Origin of the sequence: Pseudomonas sp. Yb2C2 (assembly GCF_052112325.1) — a bacterium.
Taxonomy (GTDB): domain Bacteria; phylum Pseudomonadota; class Gammaproteobacteria; order Pseudomonadales; family Pseudomonadaceae; genus Aquipseudomonas; species Aquipseudomonas marginalis.
Map to the genome: position 1 here is coordinate 355456 of NZ_JAVAJK010000003.1, position 25599 is coordinate 381054.

Genomic DNA, 25599 nt, shown 5'->3' on the forward strand with positions numbered 1-25599 from the left:
CCGATACTGTTTTTTTGTACAGTACCAGTAGCCCAACAGTGTTGCTAGTACCACCTGTAGGAGCGAGGGGGACGCCTAGTTCTTGCTCGCGAAGAACGCAAGAACAACGCGTTAATCCAGAATGCCCGCGTATCGTTGACGATTTTCGCGAGCAAGCTCGCTCCTACAAGGGCGGTCAGCTGGCAGTGGCGAGCAGCAAATCCTGCACCGAGCGGCCCTGGCCACGGTGACGATCATGCTCGAACAGCGACGCCGCAATCTCATCCGCGCGAATCGGCAGTACCGACAGCAACGTATCGCTCAAGCCATGGCTGGCCTGGCTGAAGCCCTGGATGTAGATGCCGGCCTTGCAGCGCTCATCGGTGACGATGCGGTAGTCGCGCGCCACTTCAAAATCACCCAGATACTCCTCCAGCGGCGCCAGCAATGCGCGGTGGGTCTCGCGCTCGTAGCCGGTGGCGAGGATCACCGCGTCGTAATGGTTGACGCTGGTTTCGCCGCTGGCGTTGTTGCGCAGGGCCAGTTCGATGCCCAGGGGGCCGGGGGTGGCCTTCTCGACCACGGTCATGGTGCGGAAGGCCTGGCGGGCGATGCCGGAGACTTTCTGGCGGTAGAAAATCCCGTAGATGCGCTCGATCAGGTCGAGGTCGACCACCGAATAGTTGGTGTTCTGGTACTCGGCGACCAGGCGCTCGCGCTCGGCACCGACTTGCTGGAACACCAGGTCGGTGAAAGCCGGCGAGAACACTTCGTTGACGAACGGGCTGTCATCGGCAGGCTTGAGCGCCGAACCGCGCAGGATCATGTCGACCTGTACCGATGGGAAGCTGTCGTTCAGGTCGATAAAGGCTTCGGCCGCGCTCTGGCCACCACCGATGATGGCGATGCGCATCGCCTTGCCGTCCACGCAAGGCTGGGTGGCCATGCGCTCCAGGTACTGGGAATGGTGGAACACCCGGCTGTCGCCCTTGAGGGCCTTGAAGGTTTCGGGAATGCGCGGGGTGCCGCCGGCGCTGACCACCACCGAACGGGTGGTGCGCACATGCTGCTCGCCCAGGGCATCGCGAGAGATCACGCGCAATGCCTCGACCTGTTGCTGGTGCAGGATCGGCTCGATGGCCAGCACTTCCTCGCCGTAGCGGGCCTGGGCCTGGAACTGCCCCGCGACCCAGCGCAGGTAGTCGTTGTACTCCATGCGGCACGGGTAGAAGGTGCCCAGATTGATGAAGTCCACCAGGCGGTCGTGGGCTTTCAGGTAATTGACGAAGGAGTACGGGCTGGTGGGGTTGCGCAGGGTCACCAAGTCCTTGAGGAACGAAATCTGCAATTCGCTCTGGGTCACCAGGGTATTGCCGTGCCAGCGGTAATCGGCCTGTTTGTCAAGAAACAGTACGTCCAGTTTGCCCTGCGCCTTTTCACGCTCCTGCAGGGCGATGGCCAGCGCCAGGTTCGAAGGGCCGAAACCGATACCGATCAGGTCATGAACCGCGGGCGAAGCAATTGCCTGTGTCATTCCAGTGTCCTCTGGATAAGCCCCTTGGCGGTGGGGCGGGAATACCTTCGAGACCTGCACAACAGGTCATGTGTTGATAGGAAACGAGGACAGTGAAAAAAAATTTAACCGATCAGTGATCAGTGCGCGTCCCACTCGCGCATCCGCACCCGGCAGTGCTTCATGGCGTTGACGATGTGTTTTTCCACCAGGGTGCGGGAAATACCCAGGCGCTCGGCGATTTGCAGGTGGCTCAGGCCCTCGAGTTTGCGCAGCAGGAAGCTGTCGCGACAGGCCGCCGGCAGCTCGGCCAGGGCACGTTCGAGCAAGGCCAGGCGTTGGCCGTAGTCGTGGGTGGCATGGGGCGAACAGGCGGCAAAGCGCTCCTCGCTGTCGAGCACCTCCAGGGGTTCGACCTGGCGCAGGGCATTACGCCGGTGGCCATCGATCACCAGGTTCAGCGCGGTGCGATACAAAAAGGCACGCGGCTGTTCGATGGGCGTCTCGCTGGAACGTTCCAGCACCCGGACATAAGCGTCATGCACCACATCCTCGGCCACCTGACGGTTGCCCAGCTTGGCGTTGAGGAAACACACCAGCTCGCGATAGTAGTTTTCCAACATGACTCCCGGCCACCGGGTGGCGGCATTAGGTCCTGTAGGAGCGAGCTTGCTCGCGAAGTACGTCAACGATAACGCGGGAAACCAGAGTGAACGCGGCGTCATTGAGCTCTTCGCGAGCAAGCTCGCTCCTACACAAATACAGGCCATTCAGTAATGGCAGTTTGGGTAGGTGCAATTTATAGTAATTCTCATCTACTTTTAAACAAGACTTGCACCTACAGGCCGTTTTTTTTCTCCACAAGACCTGTAACCACTTATGTAACAACCTAAATCCTCGGCCAATTCTCTCGTTTAACTGTCAGCTCTGCGCAACTGCGCTCCGAACTTTCCCGGCTGGAACCTAAGCATGAAACGCCCTCGACCTGCCCGACGCGCCTTGCTCGCTATCGCGTGCCTGATTCCCATCATCGCCGTCGCCGCCTGGCAGGTGTTGCCGCCGGGGCGTGACAACCTGACCACCGTCACCGTCACCCGCGGCACTATCGAAAACAGCGTCACGGCCCTGGGCACCCTGCAACCGCGCCGGTATGTCGACGTGGGCGCCCAGGCGTCCGGGCAGATTCGCAAGATCCACGTTGAAGCCGGCGACCGGGTGCAGGAGGGCCAATTGCTGGTGGAGATCGACCCCTCGACGCAAAAAGCCAAGCTCGATGCCAGCCGCTACGCCATCGAAAACCTCAAGGCCCAGTTGCAGGAGCAAAAGGCCCAGCACGCCCTGGCCCGCCAGAAGTACCAGCGCCAGCAGCGCCTGGCCGCCGGCAACGCCACCCGCGAGGAAGACGTGCAAACCGCCAAGGCCGAACTGAGTGCCACCCAGGCCCGGATGGACATGTTCCAGGCGCAGATTCTCCAGGCCCAGGCCAGCCTGCGCAGCGATGAAGCGGAACTGGGCTATACGCGCATCTACGCACCGATGACCGGCACCGTGGTCGCGGTGGACGCGCGCGTCGGCCAGACCCTCAATGCCCAGCAGCAGACGCCGCTGATCCTGCGGATCGCCAAGTTGTCGCCGATGACCGTGTGGGCGGAAGTCTCGGAAGCCGACATCGGCCACGTCAAACCGGGCATGACCGCCTACTTCACCACCCTCAGCGGCGGCAACCGGCGCTGGACCAGTACCGTGCGGCAGATCCTGCCGATCCCGCCCAAGCCGCTGAATGAAACCCAGGGCAGCGGCAGCCCCAACAGTTCCAGCAAGAGCGGCAGCGGTCGCGTGGTGCTGTACACCGTGCTGCTGGACGTGGACAACAGCGACAACGCGCTGATGGCCGAAATGACCGCCCAGGTATTTTTCGTCGCCAGCCAGGTCAAGGATGTCCTCACCGCACCGGTGGCCGCGCTGCTGGGCACCTCAAGTGCCGACAAGCAGATCGCCCGCGTGGTCGCCACCAACGGCCGCATCGAAGAACGTGAAGTGCACCTGGGCATCAGCGATCGTCTGCGGGTCGAAGTGCTCGACGGCCTGCACGAAGGCGATCATCTGCTGATCGGCCCGGCCGACGGCAACGGGGGTTGAGGTGACCACGCCCCTGATCGAACTCAAGAACATCCGCAAATCCTACGGCGGTGGCGACAGCCCGCAGGTCGACGTGTTGCGCGGCATCGACCTGTCGATCCACGCCGGGGAATTCGTCGCCATCGTCGGGGCTTCCGGTTCCGGCAAGTCCACGTTGATGAATATCCTCGGTTGCCTCGACCGCCCAAGCCTGGGCGAGTACCTGTTCGCGGGGGAAAACGTCGCCCACCTGGACAGCGACGAACTGGCCTGGCTGCGCCGCGAGGCGTTCGGCTTCGTGTTCCAGGGCTACCATTTGATCCCCTCGGGCTCGGCCCAGGAGAACGTCGAGATGCCGGCGATCTACGCCGGCATCAGCGCCGCCGAACGCCATGCCCGCGCCCACGCGCTGCTCACACGCCTGGGCCTGGCCGAGCGCACCGGTAACCGTCCGCACCAGCTGTCCGGCGGTCAGCAACAGCGTGTCTCGATCGCTCGGGCGCTGATGAACGGCGGCCACATCATCCTTGCCGATGAACCCACCGGCGCCCTCGACAGCCACAGCGGCGCCGAGGTAATGACCCTGCTGGACGAACTGGCCAGCCAGGGCCATGTGGTGATCCTGATCACCCACGACCGTGAAGTCGCGGCGCGGGCCAACCGCATCATCGAGATTCGCGATGGCCTGATCATCAGTGACTCGGCCGATGACGAAGCAGCGCCCCCACCCGCCACCCGCGGCGCGCTGCAAGCCGTGGACCTGCGCCAGCGCCTGGCCGACGGCGCCGAACACAATGGCGCCTGGAAGGCCGAACTGCTGGACGCGGTCCAGGCCGCCTGGCGGGTGATGTGGATCAACCGTTTTCGCACCGCGTTGACCCTGCTGGGGATCATCATCGGCGTAGCCTCGGTGGTGGTGATGCTGGCCGTGGGCGAAGGCAGCAAACGCCAGGTCATGGCGCAGATGGGCGCGTTCGGTTCCAACATCCTCTACCTCAGCGGCTCATCGCCCAACCCGCGCACGCCGCTGGGTATCGTTACCCTCAATGACGTCGCGGCGCTGGCGGCGCTGCCCCAGATCAAGCGCATCATGCCGGTCAACGGCACCGAAGCCGGCGTGCGCTATGGCAACGTCGACTACATGGCCTATGTGGGCGGCAATGACACCAATTTCCCGGACATTTTCAACTGGCCGGTGGTCGAGGGCAGTTACTTCACCGCGGCCGACGAGCGTGCGGCCGCCACCGTGGCGGTGATCGGCCATCGCGTGCGGGAAAAGCTGTTCAAGGGAGAGGTCGACCCCATCGGCCAGTACATCCTGATCGAAAACGTACCGTTCCAGGTGATCGGCGTGCTGGCGGAGAAAGGCGCCAGCTCCGGCAACAAAGACAGTGATGACCGTATCGCCATCCCCTACACCGCCGCCAGCGTGCGCCTGTTCGGCAGCTACAACCCCGAATACGTGGTGATTGCCGCCGCCGATGCGCGCAAAGTCCACGAGGCCGAAGTGGCCATCGATCAGTTGATGCAAAAGCTGCACAACGGCAAGCGCGACTACGAGCTGACCAACAACGCGGCGATGATCCAGGCCGAGGCGCGCACCCAGAATACCCTGTCGCTGATGCTCGGCTCGATTGCCGCGATTTCCCTGCTGGTAGGCGGCATTGGCGTGATGAACATCATGCTGATGACCGTGCGCGAACGCACCCGCGAGATCGGCATTCGCATGGCCACCGGCGCGCGCCAGCGCGACATCCTGCGCCAGTTCCTGACCGAGGCGGTGATGCTGTCGGTGGTCGGCGGCCTGTGTGGCATTGCCCTGGCCCTGCTGGTGGGTGGCGTGCTGGTGCTGGCCAAGGTGGCGGTGCAGTTCTCCCTGGTGGCGGTGTTTGGCGCATTCGCTTGCGCACTGGTCACCGGCGTCGTATTCGGCTTCATGCCGGCCCGTAAAGCTGCCCGGCTCGATCCGGTTAAGGCGTTGACCAGTGAATAAACGAACCATTCCCCCGTACCTGCCCGCACTTGGCCTGTGCCTGCTGCTCACGGCCTGCGCCGGTGACCCGCCCGCCGTGGACAGCGCTATTGCGCCGCCGGCTGCCTGGCAGTTCGCTGAACGCGACGCCGCCCAGGCCACTAACCAGCGCTGGTGGACGCAGTTCGGCAGCCCGCAGTTGAACCGCCTGGTCGACCAGGCCCGGCGTGACAGCTTCGACGTGGCCGCCGCCATGGCCCGCGTGCGCCAGGCCCAGGCCACGGCGGTGATTGCCGGGGCGCCACTGTTGCCCGAGGTGAAGTTCAACCTTGCCGCCAGCCACCAGAAGTTGTTGCACGGCACGGGCGGGCCGGACCTTGACGCCTCACAAAGCGATGACGCCGTCGATAATTTCGGCGCCAACTTCACCGCCAGCTACGAAGTGGATTTCTGGGGTGGCCGCGCCGCTGCCCGTGACAGTGCCCTGCACAGTCTGCGCGCCAGCGAGTTCGACCAGGCCACCGTGGAACTGACCTTGCTCAGCAACGTCGCCGACCGCTACGCGCAAACCCTCGCGGCGCGCCAGCGCCAGCAGATCGCCGAGTTGAACCTGACCAATGCGCGTAACGTCCTCGACCTGGTGCAGACCCGTTACGACGCAGGCTCCGCTACGGCCCTGGAACTGGCCCAGCAGAAAAGCCTGGTGGCCAGCCAGCAACGCCAGCTGCCGTTGATTCAACAACTGGCCGAAGAATCCCAGATCACCCTTGCCGCCCTCCTCGGCCAACCGGTCCAGGCCCTGGACCTGGGCGCCGAACCCTTCCAGGAGCTGACCTGGCCAACCATCGGCGCCGGCATGCCCAGCCAGCTGCTCAGCCGCCGGCCGGACATTGCCAAGGCCGAGGCCGAACTGGCGGCAGCCCAGGCGGACGTCACCGTGGCCCGCGCCGCCATGCTGCCGGCCCTGACCCTCGGCGCCACGCTCGGCTCCGATGCCTACAAGGCCGTGGACGTCCTGCGCAGCCCCTACTACACGCTGACGGCCGGCCTGGTCGGGCCGATCTTCAACAACGGCCGTTTAAGCGCCGAGCGCGACAAGGCGCGCGCGCGCCAGGATGAGCTGTTGCAAACCTACCGCGGCGCGATCATCAACGGCTTTGCCGATGTGGAAAAAGCCCTCAGCAGCATCACGCGCCTGGACCAGCAGCGCCACTGGCAAACGGAAGAACTGCAACAGGCCCAAACCGCCTTCCAGATCGCCGAAAGCCGCTACCAGGCGGGTGCCGAGGACTTGCTGACGGTACTGGAAACCCAGCGCACCCTGTATGCCGCCCAGGACTTGAACGTGCAATTGCGACTGTCACGCCTGCAGGCCAGCATTGCGCTGTACAAGGCATTGGGCGGCGGTTGGAAAACCAGCATCTGATAAACGAAACTCCAGTTTCGTACATAAGTCGTCTACCGCCCCTACATTCTTCGACTCAGGTTCCTTGGTAAAAAATGCCGCTATCACACGGCTGCCAGGGAACACTGGATGAATGTTGCAAAATACCTCGCGTGCGGCTGTCTCTGGTTGATGGCAAACCTTGGCCAGGCAGAGCCACTGATCAAACCCACCGCCATTGATTGGCTGCTCGATTGCCCCCTCCCCACCACCGAACGGCTTGACCCCGAGGTGCTGTCGCGCACCCAGTGCGGCATCGTCACCGTCCCGCGCAACCATGCCGCCCCCTGGCAAGGCCACCAGCGCCTCTACCTGACCCGTGTCGGCGCCCGCGATCCCCTGAACCGCAAGGGCGTGGTCTTCACCCAGGCCGGCGACACCGCGCAAAAAAACTACGGAAGCACCTTCGCCATTCACCTCGCCAGCCGCTGGGACACGTATTCCACACAAGCCTATCGCACGCTGCTCAACCGCTACGACATGATCGAACTCAGCCCCCGCGACCTCACTCAGGAGCATGGCGTCGAACAGGCCGTACGGGACATGGAGTACGTACGCGCCCAGTTGGGCGACGCCCAACTGCATTACCTGGGGGACACCATCGCCACGCGCCTGGGCAGCCGCTATGCCGCAGTGTTTCCCGAGCGCGTCGCACGCATGGTGCTGGTCAACGCCGAACACACCATGGCGGGTAGGCTTGGGGTCGAACAACTGCGCCTCAAGGAGCCCGCCAAACCGGACGCCGGCGGCTGTATCAACCGATGGGTGGGTGACTTCCTCGCCTATGGCAAACAGCCGCCACCGTCGACTCGCTGCCTTGACGTGGCAGGCAGGCAGTAGCGCGTCGTTTACGACCTGTTGCCGCCGAAAACGACACCCTGCGTTGACGCTCCGTCGCAATCGTTATTAAGTGCTATTTATCCGCATTAATACGATAAATCGAACCCATGCTGAGTCGCCCGCTACGCCGCAAACGCCAGAAGCTGTCCGACGTGATTGTCGAGTCGGTCAAGCGCTCTATCGTCACCGACGCCTTGAAGCCCGGCGACCGCCTGCCCACCGAGCGTGAGCTGATGGAGAGCTTCCAGTGCTCCAAGGGCTCGGCCCGTGAAGCGCTCAAGGCCCTGGAGGTCGAGGGGCTGGTGAGTACGCGCACCGGCCCCAGCGGCGGTGCGTACCTGAACCAGGCCGGCACTGAACCCGCCAGCCGCGCGCTGCGTAACTACCTGCACTTCCAGCACCTGGACGGCGAGCAGGTGTACCAGTTGCGCAAGGTCATCGAAGTGGAACTGGCGGTGTCGGTGCTCGGGCGCCTGAGTGAGGACGACTACCGGGCACTGCAGGACAACGTGGATTTCTGCAGCGCCCCCGAAGACAGCGAAGCCGGCCAGCGCGAGCAACGCCTGGCGGAACTGGAGTTCCACAACCTGCTGGCCAAGGCCTGCCCCAACCCGTTGCTGAGCTTTATGGCGCAATTTCTCAACGACCTGCTGCGCGACCTGGTGGTACTGAAAAAAGCCTACAAGCCCAAGCGCAAGCAGTTCGACGCGGCCAACCTCGACTATCACAAACAGCTGCTGAACGCCTTTCGCGCCGGGGATGAAGGCGCGGTACGCAGCCTGATGCATGAACATATGTGCGACGCCGAACACCATATGACCGCGCTGGAAGGCCAGGTCAGCCCGCACTTTCTACTGGAGTTCGACCACAACCACTGAAAACACCCCTCCCACAGTTGACTGCATTCACTGCGTTATCCCAATAACAGGCCTGCCCACAGGCCCTGCTCCACCGTATCGCCCTTGCTACTCCTGCCAATAACTAAACCAGGGAGTCACCCCATGCAGCGTCGTACGTTATTGAAAGCCAGTCTTACCGCCGCCGCCCTCAGTCTTCCACTGAGCGTGCGTTCGGCATTCGCCGCCGAGCCCTTTACCTTTTACGGCCTCAAGTCCATGTCCGGCGCCTTTGCCAGCTATGGCAAGTTTGCCGACATGGGTTCGCGCCTGGCGGTGGCACAACACACCGAGCTACTGGGCCGCCCCTTGAACTACAAGGTCATCGACACCGAGGGCAACGCCGGCAAGGCCGTGCGCAAGGTGCAGGAGGCGATCCAGCAGGACGGCGCGCGCTTCTTCCAGGGCTGCACGCTGTCGTCGTCGGCACTCGCGGTGGCCAAGGAAGTCGACAAGGTCGGCGGTGTATTCATGACCCCGGTCGGTGCCGATGAAGTCACCGGCAAAGACTGCAACCACGCCACGTTTCGCTGGTCGGTGCCCACCTACGGCGCGATCCGCGAAACCATGGTGCCGCTGATCAAGCTGCTGCCGGATGCCAAGCGCTGGTACACCATCACGCCGCAATATGTGTTCGGCGAAGCGCTGCTCGAAGGCGCCAGAAACGTACTCAAGGAACATGGCCTGGAGCATGTCGGCAACAGCTACCACTCGCTGCAGGAGCAGGAATTCTCCGGCTACCTGACCAACGCCATCTCCACCAAACCCGACGTGCTGGTGTTGCTGAATTTCGGCAGCCAATCGTCCAACACCCTGCGCCAGGCGGTGAACTTCGGCATCAAGGAACGCATGAAAGTGCTGCTGGTGTGGTCCGCCGGCCTCGACCAGTTCCAGGAACTGGGCAGCGACATCCTCGACGGCGTGTACCTCGGCGCGCAGTACTGGCATCAGGTCGACACCCCGCTCAACCGCGAGCTGGTCAAGCTGACCCAGGCCAAGTACGGCATCAACCCCACCTACCCGTTGGCCGCCGACTACATCAGCACCAAAGTCATGCTCGACACCATCATCGCCACCGCCAGCTTCGACGGGCCGACAGTGGCCAAGGCCATGCAGGGCCTGAGTTTCGAAGGCCCCACCGGCAAGGAGTCGATCCGCGCCGGCGACCACCAGGTGATCAAGGACTACTACCTACTGGTCGGCAAGGCCGCCGGCGAGATGGCCGACAAGGATGACCTGGCCAAGGTACTCAGCGCCGGCCAGTCCTTCCCGCCGGTGGAAGCCACGGGCTGCACGCTCGCCTGATCCGCTAAAACACCACCGTTGTACACGGCAGGGCCGCCCGGGCGGCCACCTGTTCGAGGGTTTTTGCATGCTTAATCTTTACCTGTTCCAGATACTCAACGGCCTTGGATTGGGAATGATCTACTTCCTGATCGCGGTCGGGCTGACGATCATTTTCGGCCTGCTCAACTTCGTCAACTTCGCCCACGGCGCGTTCTTCCTGCTGGGCGCCTACATCTGCTACACCGCCGTGAGCCTCACCGGCAACTTCTGGCTGGCGCTGTTGATTGCGCCGCTGGTGGTGGCCGCGTTGGCCTGGGTGATCGAGCGGCTGTTGATCCAGCGGATCTATCACTTGCCGCACATGTTCCAGATCCTAGTCACCCTGGGCATCGCACTGATCATCCAGGAAGCCAGCGTAATGATCTGGGGCCCGGTGGGCAAAAGCGTCGCCGTGCCGGAACTGCTGCGCGGCGTGCTGGTGGTGGGTGATTTCGTCTACCCCTACTACCGCCTGTTCCTCATCGTGTTTTCCGGGCTGGTGGGCCTGGGCCTGTGGCTGCTGCTGGAACGCACACGCTTCGGCGCCCTGGTGCGCGCCGGCAGTGAAAGCACCGAGACCGTGTCGCTGCTCGGCACGAATATCTTCCGCCTGTTCTCCATGACCTTCGCCCTCGGCGTGGGCCTGGCCGGCATGGCCGGGGTGCTGTTCGCGCCGTTGCGCGGTGCCCAGCCGTTCGTTGGCCCGGAGATTCTCGGCATCGCCTTCGTGGTGGTGGTGATCGGCGGCATGGGCTCGTTCAGCGGTGCGCTGGTCGGCGGTTTGCTGGTGGGCGTGGTGCAAAGCCTGATGACCACACTCTGGCCCCAAGGCGCGAGCCTGATGATCTACGGCGCCATGGCCGTGGTGATTCTGGTGCGGCCTTACGGCCTGTTTGGGAGAGCCTGACATGAGCGAGAAAAATCCCCTGCCGTTTGCCAAAACCCAATCACGCGCCATGTTGCTGTGGGTCGTGGCGGTGCTGATCGGCCTGCCCGTGCTATTGCCCTCGGCGACCCTGGCCAGCGAGATCCTGATCTTTGCCATGGCGGCCCTGGCCTGCAACCTGTTGCTGGGCTACACCGGGCTGCTGTCATTCGGCCAAGGCATCTTCTTTGGTGCCGGTGCCTACTGCGCGGCGCTGCTGATGATCCACCTGCAACTGGGCCTGTTCACCGCGCTGCTGGGCGCCGCCATCGCCGGTGGTTTCCTGGCCTTGCTGGTGGGTGCCCTGGCGATCCGGCGCACCGGCATCTACTTCGTGATGCTCACATTGGCCTTCAGCCAGATGGCGTACTTTGTCGCCTACACCCTCAGCGACTGGACCGGTGGCGACAACGGCTTGCTCAGCGTACCGCGCCCCGAGATTCGCCTGGGTGACACCGTGCTGCTGTCCCTGGCCGACGCCCGCGCGTTCTATGGTTTTGTCGCGGTGCTGTTCCTGCTGATCTTCATCGGCGCACGCCGGGTGATCGCCTCGCCGTTCGGCAGCACGTTGATGGCGATCCGCGAAAACGAAACCCGCGCCTCGGCCATCGGCTACGACACGCGGCACTTCAAGATCCTGGTGTTCGTGCTGTCCGGCGCAGTCACCGGGATTGCCGGGGCGCTGTACGCCATGCTGCTGCACTTTGTGCCGCTGTCGAATATCGACCTGGCGATGTCCGAAAACATCCTGATCATGACCATCATCGGCGGCACCGGCTCGCTGTTCGGTTCGTTGCTGGGCGCCGGGTCCATCGTGCTGCTGGGGGATTTTCTTTCCGACCTGTGGCCCCGTTGGCTGATGCTGCTGGGGGTGATCCTGATCCTGGTGGTGATCTTCATGCGCGGCGGTTTGTGGGGCGGCCTGGCCGCGTTGTTCGAGCGCGTGCGCGGCCGTCGCAAGGCCGTCGTCGTCGCCAAGGAGGAAGGGCTATGAGCATCTTGTTGGAAACCCAGGACCTGGAACTGGCCTATGGCGCGTTCCGTGCGGTGAACGGCGTGAACCTCAAGGTCGAAGCCGGCACCATCCACACCATCATCGGCCCCAACGGTGCGGGCAAGACCAGCCTGTTCCACTGCCTGACCGGTGAACGCCAGGCCACGGCCGGGGCGATTCATTTCAACGGCAAGAACCTGATGCGCAAGCCCGCCCACACGCGCGTCGGCCTGGGCATGGCGCGCTCGTTCCAGCTCACCAGCCTGTTCCAGAACCTCAGCGTGCGCGAAAACCTGCGCCTCGCCGCCCAGGGCCGCGACGGTGCACGTGCGTTGAATTTCTGGCGCCGCGTGGACAGCAAGCGCGAACATCTGGAGATGGCCGACCAGGTGCTCGAACGCCTGCAACTCAGCGCCCGCGCCGAGATCCTGGCCGGCGAGTTGTCCCACGGCCAGCAACGGGTGCTGGAGGTGGGCATGTCGATCTGCTCCAAGCCCAAACTGTTGATGCTCGACGAGCCCACCTCGGGCATGGGCATCGATGACATCCCGATCATGACCCAGTTGATCAGCGACCTCGGCCGCGACCACACGGTGCTGTTGATCGAACACAACATGAGCATCGTCATGTCCATCAGCCAACGTATCACCGTGATGAGCCACGGGCAGATCCTGGTGGAAGGCACGCCGGAGTTCGTGCGTGCCGATGAACGCGTGCGCAGTGCTTACCTTGGGGAGGCTGCCTGATGTTGATCGTCGAGAATATCCATTCCTACTATGACAAGAGCCACGTGCTCGAAGGCGTGTCGCTGAGGGTCAACCCCGGCGAACTGGTGACCCTGCTCGGGCGCAACGGTGCCGGCAAGACCACCACCCTGCGCAGCATCCTCGGCATCATCTGCCCACGACAGGGCCAGATCCACTTCAACGGCCAGGCGCTGGTGGGGCAGAAAATCTTTGAAATCGCGCGCCAGGGCCTGGCGCTGGTGCCGGAGAATCGCGGGATCTTCCGCCTGCTGACCGTCGAGGAAAACCTGCGCATTGCCGTCCGCAAGAGCAGCCGCTGGCAGCTTGAAGACGTGTACGGCATGTTCCCGCGCCTCAAGGAGCGGCGCAGGAACGCCGGCCATGCGCTCTCCGGCGGCGAGCAACAGATGCTCGCGATCGCCCGCGCCCTGCTCAACGATCCGAAGCTGCTGATCCTCGACGAACCCACCGAAGGCCTGGCCCCGGTGATCGTCGACGAACTGGTGAAGATCCTGCGCAAGGTCAAGGACGACGGCCTGCCGGTGCTGCTGGTGGAACAGAACCTGATGGTCTGCGACAAGCTCGCCGACCGCCATTACGTCCTCGAACAGGGCCGCGTGGTCTACGAAGGCAGTGCCGCCGCCTTCCGCGCCGACCCGACGATCAAGAACCGCTACCTGGCGCTGAGCGCCTGACGGGAGAATGCAGATGAACAGTTTTGCGCAACCGCTCCAGGGCAACGCCCCGCTGATCAACCGCGACCGCCTGTGGCAATCGCTGATGGACCTGGCGCAACTGGGCGCCACGGTCAAGGGCGGCGTGTGCCGCCTGGCCCTCACCGACCTGGACCGCCAGGCCCGTGACTTGTTTGTGCAGTGGTGCGAGGCCGCCGGGTGCAGCGTCAGTGTCGACGCCATCGGCAATATCTTCGCCCGCCGCCCTGGGCGTAATCCGGCACTGCCGCCGGTGATGACCGGCAGCCATATCGACACCCAACCCACCGGCGGCAAGTTCGATGGTTGCTACGGGGTGATGGCCGGGCTGGAAGTGATCCGCACCCTCAACGATTTGAACATCGAGACCCAGGCGCCGCTCGAAGTGGTGGTATGGACCAATGAAGAAGGCTCGCGCTTCCCGCCGTGCATGATGGGCTCCGGGGTATTTGCCGGTAAGTTCGACTTGCAGGACACCCTCGCCAAACAGGACGAGCAAGGCCTGTCGGTGGGCGCCGAGTTGCAGCGCATCGGCTATGCCGGTGCCCGCGCGGTGTTGGGCCACCCGGTCGGCGCGTATTTCGAAGCGCATATCGAGCAAGGCCCGGTGCTGGAAGACCAGGCCACAACCATTGGCGTGGTCATGGGCTGCCTGGGCCAGAAGTGGTTCGACCTGACCCTCACCGGCGTCGAAGCCCACGCCGGGCCGACGCCGATGCACCTGCGCAAGGATGCCCTGGTGGGCGCCGCCGAGGTGGTCAGCGCGGTCAATCGTATCGCCCACCAGCAGCAACCTCACGCCTGCGGCACGGTCGGCTGCCTGAGCCTGCACCCGGGGTCGCGCAATGTGATTCCCGGCCAGGTGCACATGACCCTCGACCTGCGCCACCTGCATGCCGACAAGCTGCAGGCCATGGTCGATGAAGTACGTGGCGTGATCGAAGCCACAGCAGCCCGGCACGGGTTGACCTTCGAACTGACGCCCACCGCCGACTTCCCGCCGCTGGACTTCCACCCGGCCTGCGTCAACGCCGTGCGTGATGCGGCGAGTGCCTTAGGCCTGAGCCATATGGACATCGTCAGCGGCGCCGGGCATGACGCGATTTTCGTCGCCGAACTGGGCCCGGCCGGGATGATCTTTGTGCCGTGCGAAGGCGGCATCAGCCATAACGAAATCGAAAACGCCGCGCCGGATGACCTGGCGGCCGGGTGCGCCGTGTTGTTGCGCGCCATGGTCAACGCGGCACAGGGGAATAGCCATGAGTGACATAGGTGAACTGACGGCCGTACAACTGCTGGCGCATTTTCGCGACAAGACCCTGTCGCCGGTGGAGGTCACCGAGGATGCATTGCTGCGCATCGAACGCTACAACCCGATGGTCAACGCCTACTGCCATGTGGACCCCGAGGGCGCGCTGCGCGCCGCGCGGGCCTCGGAGCACCGCTGGTTGAAGGGTGAGCCCTGCGGTGCCCTGGATGGCGTGCCCGCCTCGATCAAGGACCTCACGCTGACGCTCGGCATGCCCACCCGCAAGGGCTCGCGCACCTCGTCGGCCGAGGGTCCGTGGGACGTCGACGCGCCCTTCCCAGCCTTTATGCGCAAGGCCGGCGCGGTGCTGCTGGGCAAGACCACCACCCCGGAATTCGGCTGGAAAGGCGTCACCGATAACCCGCTGTACGGCATCACGCGCAACCCGTGGGACACACGCACCACCGCAGGCGGCTCGTCTGGCGGCGCGGGCGCGGCAGCTGCATTGAACCTGGGCGTGCTGCACCAGGGCAGCGATGCCGGCGGCTCGATCCGCATCCCCTGCGCGTTTACCGGCACCTTCGGGATCAAGCCGACGTTCGGCTATGTGCCGCAGTGGCCGGCCAGTTCGATGACCATCCTTTCGCACCTGGGGCCGATGACCCGCACCGTGGAAGACAGCGTGCTGATGCTGCAGGCCGTCGCACAACCGGATGCGCGGGATGGCCTGATCGGCGCGCCGAGGACCACGCCATGGCTCACGCCGCACACGGATTTGAACGGCCTGCGCGTGGCCTACAGCCCCACGTTTGGCTACGTGGATGTCGACCCGCAGGTGGCCAAGGTGGTTGCCCAGGCGGTCGAGGGCCTGGTGCAGTTGGGCGCCCATGTCGAGCAGATCGACCCCGGTTTCAGCGATCCGCTGGAGGTGTTCAGCACCTTGTGGGCGGCGGGCGCGGCACGCCTGACCGGGTCCATGAGCGACGCACAGAAACAACTGCTGGACCCTGGGCTGCTGCGCATTGCCCAGCGTGGCGAGCAGTTGAGCCTGGATGACTTCAACGCAGCCCTCGAAGCCCGCGCCGCGCTGGTGGCCCGGATGGCGGCGTTCCACGAGCATTACGACGTGCTGGTCTCGCCGATGATGCCGATCACCGCGTTCGAGGCCGGACACAACGTACCGCCCGGTTCCGGGATGCAGGAATGGACCGAGTGGACACCGTTCACCTACCCCTTCAACCTCACCCAGCAACCGGCGGCGTCGGTGCCGTGCGGCTTGGCGGCGAATGGCTTGCCGGTGGGGTTGCATGTGGTGGCGGCGCGGTTTGCCGATGAGCAGGTGTTGAGGGTATGCCAGGTGTATGCGCGAGCATTTCCAACCCGACACTTGCATGCCCCGGTCTGATAAATAGCCACTGTGCCTGCGGAATGCGTTGACGCCTGACTCAGTGCTATTCTCGCGCCCTCAATGTTTTCAGGAGTTTTACGCAATGCCAAGAATACTCACATGGACAGGTCTTTTCTTGGCGCTTGCCTGCTTGCAAGGCTGCGCGCATACCGACCCACTGCTGGGTCAGCCTTACTTCACAACGCCAGCCCAGACAGCCAGCGACAAGGCCACCGTTTACTTCGTGCGCGAGTATCGCCTCATGAGCCCGCAATTCATCACCGAAGTCCACGTCGATGGCCAGAGCCTTGGGGGGCTGCCTACCGGCGGCTACTTCAAGGTGGACTTGCCAGCCGGCGTGCACCGCGTCAGCTCCAACAAAACCTCAATCCTCACGGACGAAGCCACGCGCCAGTTTGACTTGTCCGTCAAGGCTGGCCAGAGCTACTTCGTGGTGGATCAGGATTTGTGGGCAGAACCCAAGGACGGTTTGACCCTGGGCGACATGAACAACAATATCTATCGAGGCTCCATGCACTATTTCCGGTGGGCGCTACTGCCTGCCGATACTGCCGTGAAGTTCATGCCCAGGTACCGCTTGGCCAAATCCAAATAAATCTATCCCTTTTGAACACCCTGGGCATCCCAGAAGGCGTCTTCGGAGGCAAGCCCCCTCGCACATTTTCTGAGCGCACTCCAATCCCCTGCCTCTACAATGTCCCCCATTCATCCCCGGGGGCTTCATGGACATCGAACTGGCACGCACTTTCCTGGAAATCACCCGCTGCGGCAGCCTGGCCGCCGCAGCCGAGAAACTGCACGTCACCCAGACCGCCATCACCGCACGCGTTAAAAACCTGGAAAGCCAGCTGGGCAGTACGCTGTTCGTGCGCAACCGCGCCGGTGCACGCCTGACCGCCGACGGCGAGGCGTTTGTGGTGTACGCCAACCAGTTGCTGCAAACCTGGGAAGCCGCGCGGCGTGACCTGCCGCTGCCCGATGGCTATCGCAATGTGCTGCATATCGGCGGTGAAGTCAGCCTGTGCAACCCGCTGATGCTCGGTTGGGCCCGGGCCCTGCGCGAACAGATCCCCGGGCATGCCCTGCGCACCGAAGTGCGTGAAGGTGAATACCTGCTGCGGCAGCTGGAGCTCGGCGTACTCGATGCCGCGCTGGTGTTCCAGCCGCAGTACTGGCCGGGGTTGCAGGTGGAACAGGTGCTGGAAGAAAAACTGATCCTGGTGCAATTGACGAGTAAACCGGCCCCGTACGTCTACATCGATTGGGGCCCTGGTTTCCGCCAGCAGCACGACGCGGCCCTGCCCGACAGGGCTCGCGCGGCGGTAAGTTTCAACCTCGGGCCGCTGGCATTGCAGTACATCCTCGAGAACGGCGGCGCCGGCTATTTCCGCACGCGGGTGGTACAGAGCTACCTGGACAGCGGCGTGATGCAGCGCGTGCCCAAGGCCCCTGAATTCAGCTTCCCGACGTTCCTGGTGTACTCGCGGGCACGGGATTCGGCGGTGTTGCAACAGGCCCTGGGGCTGCTGCGTGAAGTGGTCAAGGCCGAGAGTGACTGGTCGCAGCGCTGGGACCCGTTGATCTGAATCCCTTCCCCGGCGCAGCGCGCAAAACTCGCAGATTCCCGTGTACCAACTAAGCTCAGTCTCCAACAAAAAAACCTGAGCAGCCCGCCATGGTCCATCCCACCGAGACGTTTCGCAGCCGCTACCGCGCCGAGGTCAGCCCCCATTACAACCCCTGGCTGCACGCCGGCTTTGTGCTCGGCTATGGCGTGTGCTGCATCGGCCTGGCCGGGGCCTCCACCCACCGAGTTACGCCGTTCGAGTGGCTGACTGTGCCGCTGACCCTGGTGCTCTTCAACCTCTGTATCTACCTGGTGCATCGCCACCTCGGCCATCACAAGCACGCCTTGGCCCGCCTGTTCTATGCGCGCCACACCGGTGATCACCACAGCTTCTTTACCCCCGGCCACATGACCTACGACAGCCCGCGAGACTGGCGCGTCATTCTCTTCCCGGCGTGGCTGATCGTGCTGCACAGCCTGGTCATCACCCTCCCCGCCTGGTGGTTGCTCCAGCACCTGAACGCCAATGTCGCCGGGCTGTTCGCCGGGAGCATGATCCTCGGTTACCTGCTCTACGAAGTGTTCCACGCCTGCGAGCACTTGCCCGCCGACCACCCGCTGGCGCGCCTGCCGTGGATTCGCCAGATGCACCGACTGCACGCCCTGCATCACCGCCGCGAGCTGATGCAGGGGCGCAATTTCAATATCGTCCTCCCGCTGATGGATTACCTGTTCGGCACCCTGTACTGGGAACCGAACCCCAACGACAACCAGGAATCGTCATGAGTACCCGTCGAAAGAAAATGCGTCATCTGCTGTTTGTGCTGCTGCTGGCGGTGATCGCTTTCCTGCTGTTGATGCCGACCAAAGTGCAACCGGTGAACTGGGCTCCGCCCAAGGCGCCATCGATGAAGGAAGGTGCCTATGCCGACAACCAGCGCCTCAAGGCTGTGCAGAAAATCGGCGCCCAGGGCATCGCCGGCCCCGAGGCCTTGCTGCTCGATGCCCAGGGGCTTCTGATCAGCGGGCTGCATGACGGCCGCATCATCCGCACGTCGCCCGACAGCCCCACCCTGGAAGTACTGGCCAACACCGGTGGGCGGCCGCTGGGCATGGCACTGCACCCGGACGGGCGCTTGATCATTGCCGACGGGGTCAAGGGCTTGCTCGCGCTGGATCCCCAGCGCCAACTGACCGTCCTGAGCGCCAGCGCCAATGGCGTCCCCTTTGGCTTTACCAATGACGTGACCATCGATGCCGGCGGGCGCTATGCCTACTTCAGCGATGCTTCGAGCCGCTGGGGTTATGGCCAGGATGGCGAGGCGGTGATCGAGCATGGCGGCGATGGTCGCCTGCTGCGCTATGACTTTCGCAACGGCACCACCGAGGTGTTGCTGGACCAACTGCAATTCGCCAACGGCGTGGCCCTCGGCCCCGATGAAAATTACCTGCTGGTCAATGAAACCGGGGCGTATCGCATCAGCCGCTACTGGCTCAAGGGCGAACGTGCGGGCAACCACGACTTGTTTATCGACAACCTGCCCGGCCTGCCGGACAACCTCAGTTTCAACGGCCAGGACCGTTTCTGGGTAGCACTGTACTCACCGCGCAACCCGCTGCTGGACAGTTTTGCCGGCTACCCATTGCTGCGCAAGGTGATGGTGCGCGCGCTGATGGTGGTGCCCAAGCCCATTGAGCGCAAAGCCTTCGTGCTGGGGCTGGACACCGACGGCAAGGTCATCGCCAACTTGCAGGATGGCAGCGCCAGCAATTACTCGCCCATCACCACGGCCCGGGAATATGGCGACTGGCTGTACCTGGGCTCATTGAAGAATACGAGCATGGCGCGCTTGCCGTTGAAGCTGGCGTTGGCGCAATAACGCAAACAGGGCATACAGGCGCCTGGCCTGTATGCCCTGGGTACTACGGGTCACTCATGTTCAGCTCTTGGTGCTGCTCAGCAAGGTCTGTTTGCACAGGTGGCCGAAGCTGACGAACTCGGTGTTGTCACCACCGACGCCGATACCCGGGTATTCCAGTACTTCCATGCGCCACACGCCGTAGTTGAAGTCGGTACGCCAGGTGTTGTTGTAGCCCTGGGCGTAGTCGACAAAGGTGGTCTGGAAATCACCGAAGCAGGTGCCCACGTTGATCGTGCCCGCCGCTTGGCCCGCACTGTCGGTCGCCGCCGAATACGCCTTGTAGACGATATCGCCGTTGGCCGGGTCGATCCGCTGGTCGAGATAGACGATCGGGTGCAGGCCCACCAGCGGTGCACCGGTGCTGTCCGACAGGCCCATGGTCCAGGTCAGGTCGCGATAGGCTTGGGTGGTCATGTAGCCGTAGCCCACGTCGGAAGCCGAATACGGAATGCGCAACACGTTCGCCTCGCCCTTCACATCCGGGCTGTTGACCCGCGGGTTGGAACCAAACGACAAGTTGTACTTGCCGGTCGCGCTCCACGGCTCGTTCGGGTGCTGGTTCGGCCGCACACGTACCTTGACCACGCCACCGACACCCGGGCTCGGGATCGAGGTCGACACGACGTTGGCCCCCACGGTGACCCACTGGGCGCCATCGAAACGCTCGAGGATCCACTTGTTGCGCGTGCTGCCACTGGTCGCATCGGCCGTCAGCGCAATACCCACACTCTGGCCACGGACGGCGGTGAAATCGAAGTAATCGACATCATCCAGGCTGTCGGCATTGCCGTTGATGTAGTTGAGGGTGTCCGGCAGTTGGAAGGCCGTGTCCGGGGTGTCATTAGGTTCGAACGCATCAAGGTTGGTATCGACCGCGACGCCGAACTGAAAGCTCGAGCCCTGGACCGCCGCGTTGGCCTCCATGAACCAGTAGTAATCGCCAGCCGGCACCACGCCGCCAAGGCTTTCATCGCCCGTGCCGGGGTTATTGGAGGTGCCCAGGGGCAGCGGATTGCCCTGGCCGTCGTCCTGGAACAGCGACAACGACATGTCGGTGCCTGCGGTCTGGTTGACCAGCAGAACATTGATCCGCGCCTTCTGCGGCAGGTTGAAGTGGTAGCACAGCAGGTCGCCGGTTTGCACGCCATCGATCGTATAGAGCGAGTTGATGTCCAGCGTCTGCTCACAGCCCTGGACCAGCGCAGCCTGCACGGCGGGCGCCGACTGGGCCGTGGCTTTTTGTACCTTGGCCACCCTGGCCGGCGCAGTGTTGTCTTCCACCACCGAGTCAGCCTTCGCCTTGGGGGCAAACAGGGTTTTCTTCTGCTGGGCACCCGCCAGCAATTGCTGTTTGAGGGCAGCCGTCGCCTTGTTGGCCTTGACCTTCGCAGCGCTTTTCAAGCCTTGCTTGACCGCAGGAGGCGCCGCTTGCGCAGCCAGGTGAGGGTATTGTTCAGCGAGGGCAAAGGCCGAGACAAAGCAGGTGGCCGCCATGGCCGCACCGAGCATAAAGGCTTTTTTCGATTTCATTTTTTATCCATCCATAGTTAAAAACTGAAGGTCAGGTGACATCCGGTCACCTGGGATGGAATCTAGCCAACAACTGTATGCATGTCCAGTGTTTTTGTAGGAAATTTCTTCATCTAATACCCGGTCATCTCCAGGTACCCCACCCCACCCTCAAACCGCACCGGCCCTTCCCAGTACGGAATACTCAGGTTCATCCAGGCCTTGGGGTTGACGGCCTGGGTGGTGATATCCAGCTGCTTGCCGGGAATTTTCAGCGACCAGCGTGTGGGAATCTGGCGGCCGTCAATCGCCGTGGTGTCCAGCGGTGCCAGTTGGATGTCGGCGTTGTGCAGGGTCTGGGTGTGGCCTTCACGGTCGATCCAGGTGCCGGTCAGGTAGGACACGCCGTCGGTTTGCCGCACCCGAAACAGCATCAGTTGCTCGCCTCGGTCCAGGTGCAGGGAGAACCAGTCCCAGCCGGTCTGGCTGGCGGTCAGCGGTTGGCTGCTCCATTCGCGGTCGAGCCACGCGGGGCCGCTGACCTGATACGTCTTGCCGTCGATGCTGACACTGCCCTCGGCGGTAAAAAAAGGTTGGCTGTAGTAGTACGACGCCTGGCCCTGATCGGACTTGCGGCTGTAGCCATGGTCGCCTTGCAACACCAATGGCCGGCTGGAGGTGAGGCGCAGGTCGTAGGCAAATTGCGCCCCGCTGGCCTTGAGTTGCATGTCCGCCAAGGCGCTCGCGGCGCCGGGCTGGCTGGCAAAATTCCAGTCGTCGATCCAGGCGTTGAACGGCGCGGCCTGCGCCCCGGCCTGGCCGACGCCACCGCGGGCGAAGCGTTCGGCGGCATAGTGGCGGGTGGCAGAGGTGACGGCGGCGTGGCCGAGCCATACGGTCGAGTCGTGCCAGCCCGCCTGCGTCGCCCCGGCCTTGAGGGCGTTGCGAAACAACGTCCATTGCACGCCGAATACATTGCCTTGGGCGTCCTTGAGGTTGGCGGTGACGTACCACCACTCGATCCGAAAGCCGTCGTGGGGGCCGTGGTCCTCGGGAAAGCTGAAGACCTTGCCGGGCAGCACCTGGGCAAAGTCGGCCGCGTCACTGCCCAGGCCGGCGAAGCTTTCCGGCGGCGCAGGTTGTTGGTCGCACGCGCCTAACAGCAACAGAAGAAGCCCTGTAGGAGCGAGCTTGCTCGCGAAAAACGTCAACGATAACGCGGGCATTCCGGCTGCACGCGGCGCTCTCGGGTTTTTCGCGAGCAAGCTCGCTCCTACAGAGAGGACAGCCAGGAACAGGGGCTTAATCTTCATGGGCAAACGTCCTCAACAAATCCGCCGGACGGCTGCGGTACAGCTGCCACAGCGGCCAAGCCGACGCCAACAACGTGGCCAGCAGCGCCAGCCCCAGCAATTGTGCGAGCTGCCACGGGAACACTTGCAACGGCAGGCGCCAGCCAAAGGCCTGCACGTTGATCACCGCGTCCAGGCACCACGCCAGCAACAGGCCCAGCGGCAACGCCAGCAGCAACGTGAGCACCGCCAGCAGCCAGGTTTGCCCCAGGTTCAGCAGCATCAATTGCCTGCGCGTCACCCCCAATGCCCACAGCGGGGCGAGTTGGCCGAGGCGGCTCTGGCTCTGGGTCAGCAGGCTGATGAACAGTGCCACGCCGGCCACGCCCAGGGTCAGGCTGTTGAGCGCGGCGGTGGCGGCGAAGGTGCGCTCGAACACTTGGCTCGACCAGCCCTTGAGTTGCTGTTGATCGACGATACGGCTGTCTTCCAGGGCAAAGGCGCGCTGCACTTCAGCCACCAGCGGCGCCACGTCCTGCGGCAACACCCGCAGGTTGAAACGCGCCGGTGCCAGTGTCGGCCAGCGGGCCAGCAGGTGCCGGGAATTGACCAGCACGTGGCCCTTGGGGTTGCCGTAATCGGCGTACACCCCCACCACGGTCGGCGACCACACACCCTGGGGCGTGGGAATGCTCACCGTATCACCCAGCGTCACCCCGAGCCGCCGCGCCAGCTGTTCGCTGAGCATCAGGGTCTCGCCTTGCTGCAACTGGTCCCACGGCGCGCTCGCCGCTTCCAACAACGGCCAGTGCTGGCGATAGGTCGGGTCGTCGACCACGCCAAACAGATCCGCCGGCCAGCCCTGCAATTGCACCGCGACCTGCCAGGTGGGCAACACGGTATGCACCAACGGTTGCTGCGCCAGCCAGGCGCTGAGTTGCTCTGCCTGGGCCGGGGTTTGCGGGTTGAGGTACAGCTCGGCGGTGAGGCGTTGCTCCAGCCAGTTGTTGAACGTGTGGCGAAAGCCTGAGGTCATGGAGCCCGCGCCGATATTCGCGGCCAGGGCCAACAGCAGCGCCATCAACGCCAGGCTCAGGGCCGGCAGTTGTTGACGGCAGTCAGCCAGGAACCACTGGCCGAGTACCGAACGGCTGCGCCCCAGCAGCGCCTCCAACAGGCCATTGAGCAGCACCGGCAAGCCCAGGGCGGCGCCGAGCAGCAAGGCCGCCATCAACACAAAGCCCGCCGCCAGGCTGTCGCCCAGCCATAACGCCAACAACGCGATCAGCAAGGCCGTAGCCGCGACCCAGCCCTGGCGCCGCAACCAGCGCCCATGGGCCTCGTGCCAGGCCTGGGCGTTGGCCAGCGCCAGCAACGGCAAACGCGCCGCGCGCCATAGGCTGCTGGCGCCGGCAAGCAAGGCGCCGAGCAGGCTCAAGCCCAACCCTGCCGCCCACCACCAGGGACTCAAGCTCAATTGGCCCGGCACCTCGGCGCCATACAAGCCACGCAGGCTGGCGGCCACATCCGGCAGCAACAGGCTGGCCAGCAGGTAACCGCTGGCGACGCCGAGCACGCCCCCCAACAGCGACAACGCCCCCAGCTCCACCCCCAGGCCGAGGATCAACATCCGCGCACTCACCCCACAGGCGCGCAAGGTGCGCAACAACCCGCGCCGCTGCTCCAGGGCCAGGCCAATGGCCGCGTGCACGATAAACAGCCCCACCACAAACGACAGGAAACCCAGCGCATCAAGGTTCAGGTGAAAGCTCTCGGTCAACCGTGCAAGGTTATTCTCCTCGCCCTGCTTGAGCTGCAGCCCGGCGGGCGGTGTGGGATGGCGAGCGGCGAAGGCCTTGTCTACCAGCAGGCGCGAGAGCTGGCCGGGCATCTCCAGCAGCGCCTGGGCAAACCCGATATCGGTGAGCAACAGGCCGGGCGCCATATCCGCCTGGACCTGCAACGGCGGCAGGCGCTGCCCATTCAGCGTGAGCGGTTGCTGGCCCTCACGCAGTCCCAGGGCCTGCAAGGTGTGCGGCGCAATCCAGGTAAGACCCGGCGGTTCAAAGAAGGCCAGCATCTGCGCCTGGCTCAGGCGCTGCCCCGCCACCGCGCCGCTGCCGGGCAACGACAATGGTTCGACGCCCATCAACTGCAGGCGTACGTCCTCATGCCCCTTGAGTTGCAGCCGCCCCTGCACCACCGGCGACACCGGCCACCCGGCACGACGCAGTTGGGCAAACAGCGTTTGCGCGAAACTGGCGGCGTCCGGCGCACTCAGGCTGGCCTGGGGTTCGCCGCCGATCAATTGGCTGGCGCGCGCGTAACTGTCGCGGGCCTGGCTGTTGAGGGCCTGCACCCCGGTCAGCAGCGCGGTGGCCAGCCACAGGCCGGTAAGTACGCTGAAAAACTGCACCGGATGCCGTCGCCAATGGCTGAGCAAGGCACGCAAGGTCCAGTAAAACACCCTCACGTCGGCATGACCTGTCCATGATGCAGCACCACTTGCCGGTCCAGTCGGGCGGCGATGCGTGGGCTGTGGGTGACCATCAACAGGCTGGTGGGACTGTCGCGCAGCAGGTCCAGCAGCAGTTGCAGGACCTCGTCGCTGGTGGCTTCGTCAAGGTTGCCGGTGGGCTCGTCGGCCAACAGCAAACCTGGGCGCGAGGCCAACGCCCGCCCGACCGCCACCCGTTGCTGCTGGCCGCCCGAGAGTTGTTCCGGATAGCGCTTGAGCAAGTCCCCCAGGCCCAGGCGTTCGACCAATTGCGCCTGCCACTGCGGATCAAAACGCCCCGCCAGGCGGGCCTGGAACGCCAGGTTGTCGTCGACGCGCAAGCTGCCGATCAGGTTGAACTGCTGGAACACCAGGCCAATCTCGGTACGCCGCCAGTGGGCCAGTTGCGCCTCGCTCATCCGGTCGAGGCGCTGCTCACCCACCTCGATGCTGCCGCCGTCCACCCGATCAAGCCCGGCAACCAGATGCAGCAGGGTGCTCTTGCCGCTGCCGGACTCACCCATCAACGCCAGGCTGCTGCGCGCGCCCAGGTGCAGGTCGACCCCCGCCAACACCGCCAACGGGCCTTGGGGGGTGGCGTAGCTTTTGAAGACACCTTGCACCTGCAACATGGGAACACTCATCTGATGGCTGGCAATCGAGAATAACGGCTGAGGATCAAGGCCACG

At 63.9% G+C, this 25599-nt stretch carries 22 protein-coding genes; 16 read left to right on the forward strand and 6 right to left on the reverse strand.

The window, feature by feature from the left end; all coding sequences use genetic code 11:
* Nucleotides 1-175: 175 nt before the first annotated feature.
* Together Q8X51_RS05955 and Q8X51_RS05960 are read right to left on the reverse strand one after the other, a co-directional pair.
* Nucleotides 176-1513 carry a lysine N(6)-hydroxylase/L-ornithine N(5)-oxygenase family protein gene (locus tag Q8X51_RS05955; RefSeq protein ID WP_065948432.1) on the reverse strand — a complete coding sequence of 446 codons (1338 nt, stop codon included), beginning with the start codon at nt 1511-1513 and terminating at the stop codon, nt 176-178.
* Between the two features lie 119 nt (nt 1514-1632).
* On the reverse strand, nt 1633-2115 hold the full coding sequence (locus tag Q8X51_RS05960) for a sigma-70 family RNA polymerase sigma factor (RefSeq protein ID WP_065923789.1): 483 nt from the start codon (nt 2113-2115) through the stop codon (nt 1633-1635).
* 346 nt (nt 2116-2461) lie between these two features.
* Here Q8X51_RS05960 and Q8X51_RS05965 point away from each other — a divergent pair, with 346 nt between their 5' ends.
* The 16 genes from Q8X51_RS05965 to Q8X51_RS06040 all read left to right on the forward strand — a co-directional run bounded on the left by Q8X51_RS05965 (nt 2462) and on the right by Q8X51_RS06040 (nt 19570).
* Nucleotides 2462-3631, forward strand: a complete 1170-nt coding sequence (locus tag Q8X51_RS05965) for an efflux RND transporter periplasmic adaptor subunit (protein ID WP_065923788.1) — start codon at nt 2462-2464, stop codon at nt 3629-3631.
* Between the two features lies 1 nt (nt 3632).
* Nucleotides 3633-5603, forward strand: coding sequence for a MacB family efflux pump subunit (locus Q8X51_RS05970; protein ID WP_407694343.1), 1971 nt, complete (start codon nt 3633-3635; stop codon nt 5601-5603).
* Nucleotides 5596-7008, forward strand: a complete 1413-nt coding sequence (locus tag Q8X51_RS05975; protein ID WP_407694344.1) for an efflux transporter outer membrane subunit — start codon at nt 5596-5598, stop codon at nt 7006-7008. The genes Q8X51_RS05970 and Q8X51_RS05975 overlap by 8 nt, the downstream gene beginning before the upstream one ends.
* Nucleotides 7009-7116: 108 nt before the next feature.
* Complete coding sequence (locus tag Q8X51_RS05980) at nt 7117-7866, forward strand: alpha/beta hydrolase (RefSeq protein ID WP_315872190.1); 750 nt, start codon at nt 7117-7119, stop codon at nt 7864-7866.
* Nucleotides 7867-7973: 107 nt separating this feature from the next.
* Nucleotides 7974-8744, forward strand: a complete 771-nt coding sequence (locus Q8X51_RS05985) for a FadR/GntR family transcriptional regulator (protein WP_065923784.1) — start codon at nt 7974-7976, stop codon at nt 8742-8744.
* A gap of 123 nt (nt 8745-8867) precedes the next feature.
* On the forward strand, nt 8868-10067 hold the full coding sequence (locus Q8X51_RS05990) for an ABC transporter substrate-binding protein (RefSeq protein WP_074847244.1): 1200 nt from the start codon (nt 8868-8870) through the stop codon (nt 10065-10067).
* A 67-nt stretch (nt 10068-10134) separates the two neighbouring features.
* Nucleotides 10135-10995: a branched-chain amino acid ABC transporter permease gene (locus tag Q8X51_RS05995; protein ID WP_065923782.1), complete on the forward strand. Its 861-nt coding sequence runs from the start codon at nt 10135-10137 to the stop codon at nt 10993-10995.
* A 1-nt stretch (nt 10996) separates the two neighbouring features.
* Nucleotides 10997-12007, forward strand: coding sequence for a branched-chain amino acid ABC transporter permease (locus tag Q8X51_RS06000; protein ID WP_407694345.1), 1011 nt, complete (start codon nt 10997-10999; stop codon nt 12005-12007).
* Complete coding sequence (locus Q8X51_RS06005; protein WP_407694346.1) at nt 12004-12753, forward strand: ABC transporter ATP-binding protein; 750 nt, start codon at nt 12004-12006, stop codon at nt 12751-12753. Before Q8X51_RS06000 ends, Q8X51_RS06005 begins: the two co-directional genes overlap by 4 nt.
* Nucleotides 12753-13448, forward strand: a complete 696-nt coding sequence (locus Q8X51_RS06010) for an ABC transporter ATP-binding protein (RefSeq protein ID WP_065923779.1) — start codon at nt 12753-12755, stop codon at nt 13446-13448. The genes Q8X51_RS06005 and Q8X51_RS06010 overlap by 1 nt, the downstream gene beginning before the upstream one ends.
* A gap of 13 nt (nt 13449-13461) precedes the next feature.
* A complete protein-coding gene (locus tag Q8X51_RS06015) occupies nt 13462-14733 on the forward strand; it encodes a Zn-dependent hydrolase (protein ID WP_065948437.1) in 1272 nt (423 codons plus the stop codon).
* Nucleotides 14726-16120 carry an amidase gene (locus tag Q8X51_RS06020; RefSeq protein WP_407694347.1) on the forward strand — a complete coding sequence of 465 codons (1395 nt, stop codon included), beginning with the start codon at nt 14726-14728 and terminating at the stop codon, nt 16118-16120. The genes Q8X51_RS06015 and Q8X51_RS06020 overlap by 8 nt, the downstream gene beginning before the upstream one ends.
* A gap of 118 nt (nt 16121-16238) precedes the next feature.
* The gene (locus Q8X51_RS06025) at nt 16239-16718 is read left to right on the forward strand and encodes a DUF2846 domain-containing protein (RefSeq protein WP_407694348.1); all 480 of its coding nucleotides are present in this window, start codon (nt 16239-16241) and stop codon (nt 16716-16718) included.
* A gap of 127 nt (nt 16719-16845) precedes the next feature.
* A complete protein-coding gene (locus Q8X51_RS06030) occupies nt 16846-17709 on the forward strand; it encodes a LysR family transcriptional regulator (RefSeq protein WP_027606159.1) in 864 nt (287 codons plus the stop codon).
* An 89-nt stretch (nt 17710-17798) separates the two neighbouring features.
* Complete coding sequence (locus Q8X51_RS06035; protein ID WP_065948439.1) at nt 17799-18476, forward strand: sterol desaturase family protein; 678 nt, start codon at nt 17799-17801, stop codon at nt 18474-18476.
* Entirely contained in the window at nt 18473-19570 is a 1098-nt protein-coding gene (locus Q8X51_RS06040; protein WP_074847250.1) for an SMP-30/gluconolactonase/LRE family protein, read from the forward strand. Before Q8X51_RS06035 ends, Q8X51_RS06040 begins: the two co-directional genes overlap by 4 nt.
* A gap of 60 nt (nt 19571-19630) precedes the next feature.
* On the opposite strand, the gene Q8X51_RS06045 is transcribed toward Q8X51_RS06040, so the two are convergent.
* From Q8X51_RS06045 to Q8X51_RS06060, 4 genes are all read right to left on the reverse strand, one after another.
* Complete coding sequence (locus tag Q8X51_RS06045) at nt 19631-21142, reverse strand: hypothetical protein (RefSeq protein WP_065948441.1); 1512 nt, start codon at nt 21140-21142, stop codon at nt 19631-19633.
* Nucleotides 21143-21255: 113 nt separating this feature from the next.
* A complete protein-coding gene (locus Q8X51_RS06050; RefSeq protein WP_407694400.1) occupies nt 21256-22347 on the reverse strand; it encodes a lipocalin-like domain-containing protein in 1092 nt (363 codons plus the stop codon).
* Nucleotides 22348-22423: 76 nt separating this feature from the next.
* A complete protein-coding gene (locus tag Q8X51_RS06055; RefSeq protein ID WP_407694349.1) occupies nt 22424-24886 on the reverse strand; it encodes an ABC transporter permease in 2463 nt (820 codons plus the stop codon).
* Complete coding sequence (locus tag Q8X51_RS06060) at nt 24883-25542, reverse strand: ABC transporter ATP-binding protein (RefSeq protein ID WP_065923765.1); 660 nt, start codon at nt 25540-25542, stop codon at nt 24883-24885. The genes Q8X51_RS06055 and Q8X51_RS06060 overlap by 4 nt, the downstream gene beginning before the upstream one ends.
* Nucleotides 25543-25599: the final 57 nt, after the last annotated feature.

Excerpts from the sequence above, each read along its gene's own strand:
- Q8X51_RS05955 (WP_065948432.1), bottom strand. The coding sequence starts at position 1,513 with ATGACACAGGCAATTGCTTCGCCCGCGGTTCATGACCTGATCGGTATC.
- Q8X51_RS05960 (WP_065923789.1), bottom strand. The coding sequence starts at position 2,115 with ATGTTGGAAAACTACTATCGCGAGCTGGTGTGTTTCCTCAACGCCAAG.
- Q8X51_RS05965 (WP_065923788.1), top strand. The coding sequence starts at position 2,462 with ATGAAACGCCCTCGACCTGCCCGACGCGCCTTGCTCGCTATCGCGTGC.
- Q8X51_RS05980 (WP_315872190.1), top strand. The coding sequence starts at position 7,117 with ATGAATGTTGCAAAATACCTCGCGTGCGGCTGTCTCTGGTTGATGGCA.
- Q8X51_RS05985 (WP_065923784.1), top strand. The coding sequence starts at position 7,974 with ATGCTGAGTCGCCCGCTACGCCGCAAACGCCAGAAGCTGTCCGACGTG.
- Q8X51_RS05990 (WP_074847244.1), top strand. The coding sequence starts at position 8,868 with ATGCAGCGTCGTACGTTATTGAAAGCCAGTCTTACCGCCGCCGCCCTC.
- Q8X51_RS05995 (WP_065923782.1), top strand. The coding sequence starts at position 10,135 with ATGCTTAATCTTTACCTGTTCCAGATACTCAACGGCCTTGGATTGGGA.
- Q8X51_RS06000 (WP_407694345.1), top strand. The coding sequence starts at position 10,997 with ATGAGCGAGAAAAATCCCCTGCCGTTTGCCAAAACCCAATCACGCGCC.
- Q8X51_RS06005 (WP_407694346.1), top strand. The coding sequence starts at position 12,004 with ATGAGCATCTTGTTGGAAACCCAGGACCTGGAACTGGCCTATGGCGCG.
- Q8X51_RS06010 (WP_065923779.1), top strand. The coding sequence starts at position 12,753 with ATGTTGATCGTCGAGAATATCCATTCCTACTATGACAAGAGCCACGTG.
- Q8X51_RS06015 (WP_065948437.1), top strand. The coding sequence starts at position 13,462 with ATGAACAGTTTTGCGCAACCGCTCCAGGGCAACGCCCCGCTGATCAAC.
- Q8X51_RS06020 (WP_407694347.1), top strand. The coding sequence starts at position 14,726 with ATGAGTGACATAGGTGAACTGACGGCCGTACAACTGCTGGCGCATTTT.
- Q8X51_RS06030 (WP_027606159.1), top strand. The coding sequence starts at position 16,846 with ATGGACATCGAACTGGCACGCACTTTCCTGGAAATCACCCGCTGCGGC.
- Q8X51_RS06035 (WP_065948439.1), top strand. The coding sequence starts at position 17,799 with ATGGTCCATCCCACCGAGACGTTTCGCAGCCGCTACCGCGCCGAGGTC.
- Q8X51_RS06040 (WP_074847250.1), top strand. The coding sequence starts at position 18,473 with ATGAGTACCCGTCGAAAGAAAATGCGTCATCTGCTGTTTGTGCTGCTG.
- Q8X51_RS06045 (WP_065948441.1), bottom strand. The coding sequence starts at position 21,142 with ATGAAATCGAAAAAAGCCTTTATGCTCGGTGCGGCCATGGCGGCCACC.
- Q8X51_RS06050 (WP_407694400.1), bottom strand. The coding sequence starts at position 22,347 with ATGCCCGCGTTATCGTTGACGTTTTTCGCGAGCAAGCTCGCTCCTACA.
- Q8X51_RS06060 (WP_065923765.1), bottom strand. The coding sequence starts at position 25,542 with ATGTTGCAGGTGCAAGGTGTCTTCAAAAGCTACGCCACCCCCCAAGGC.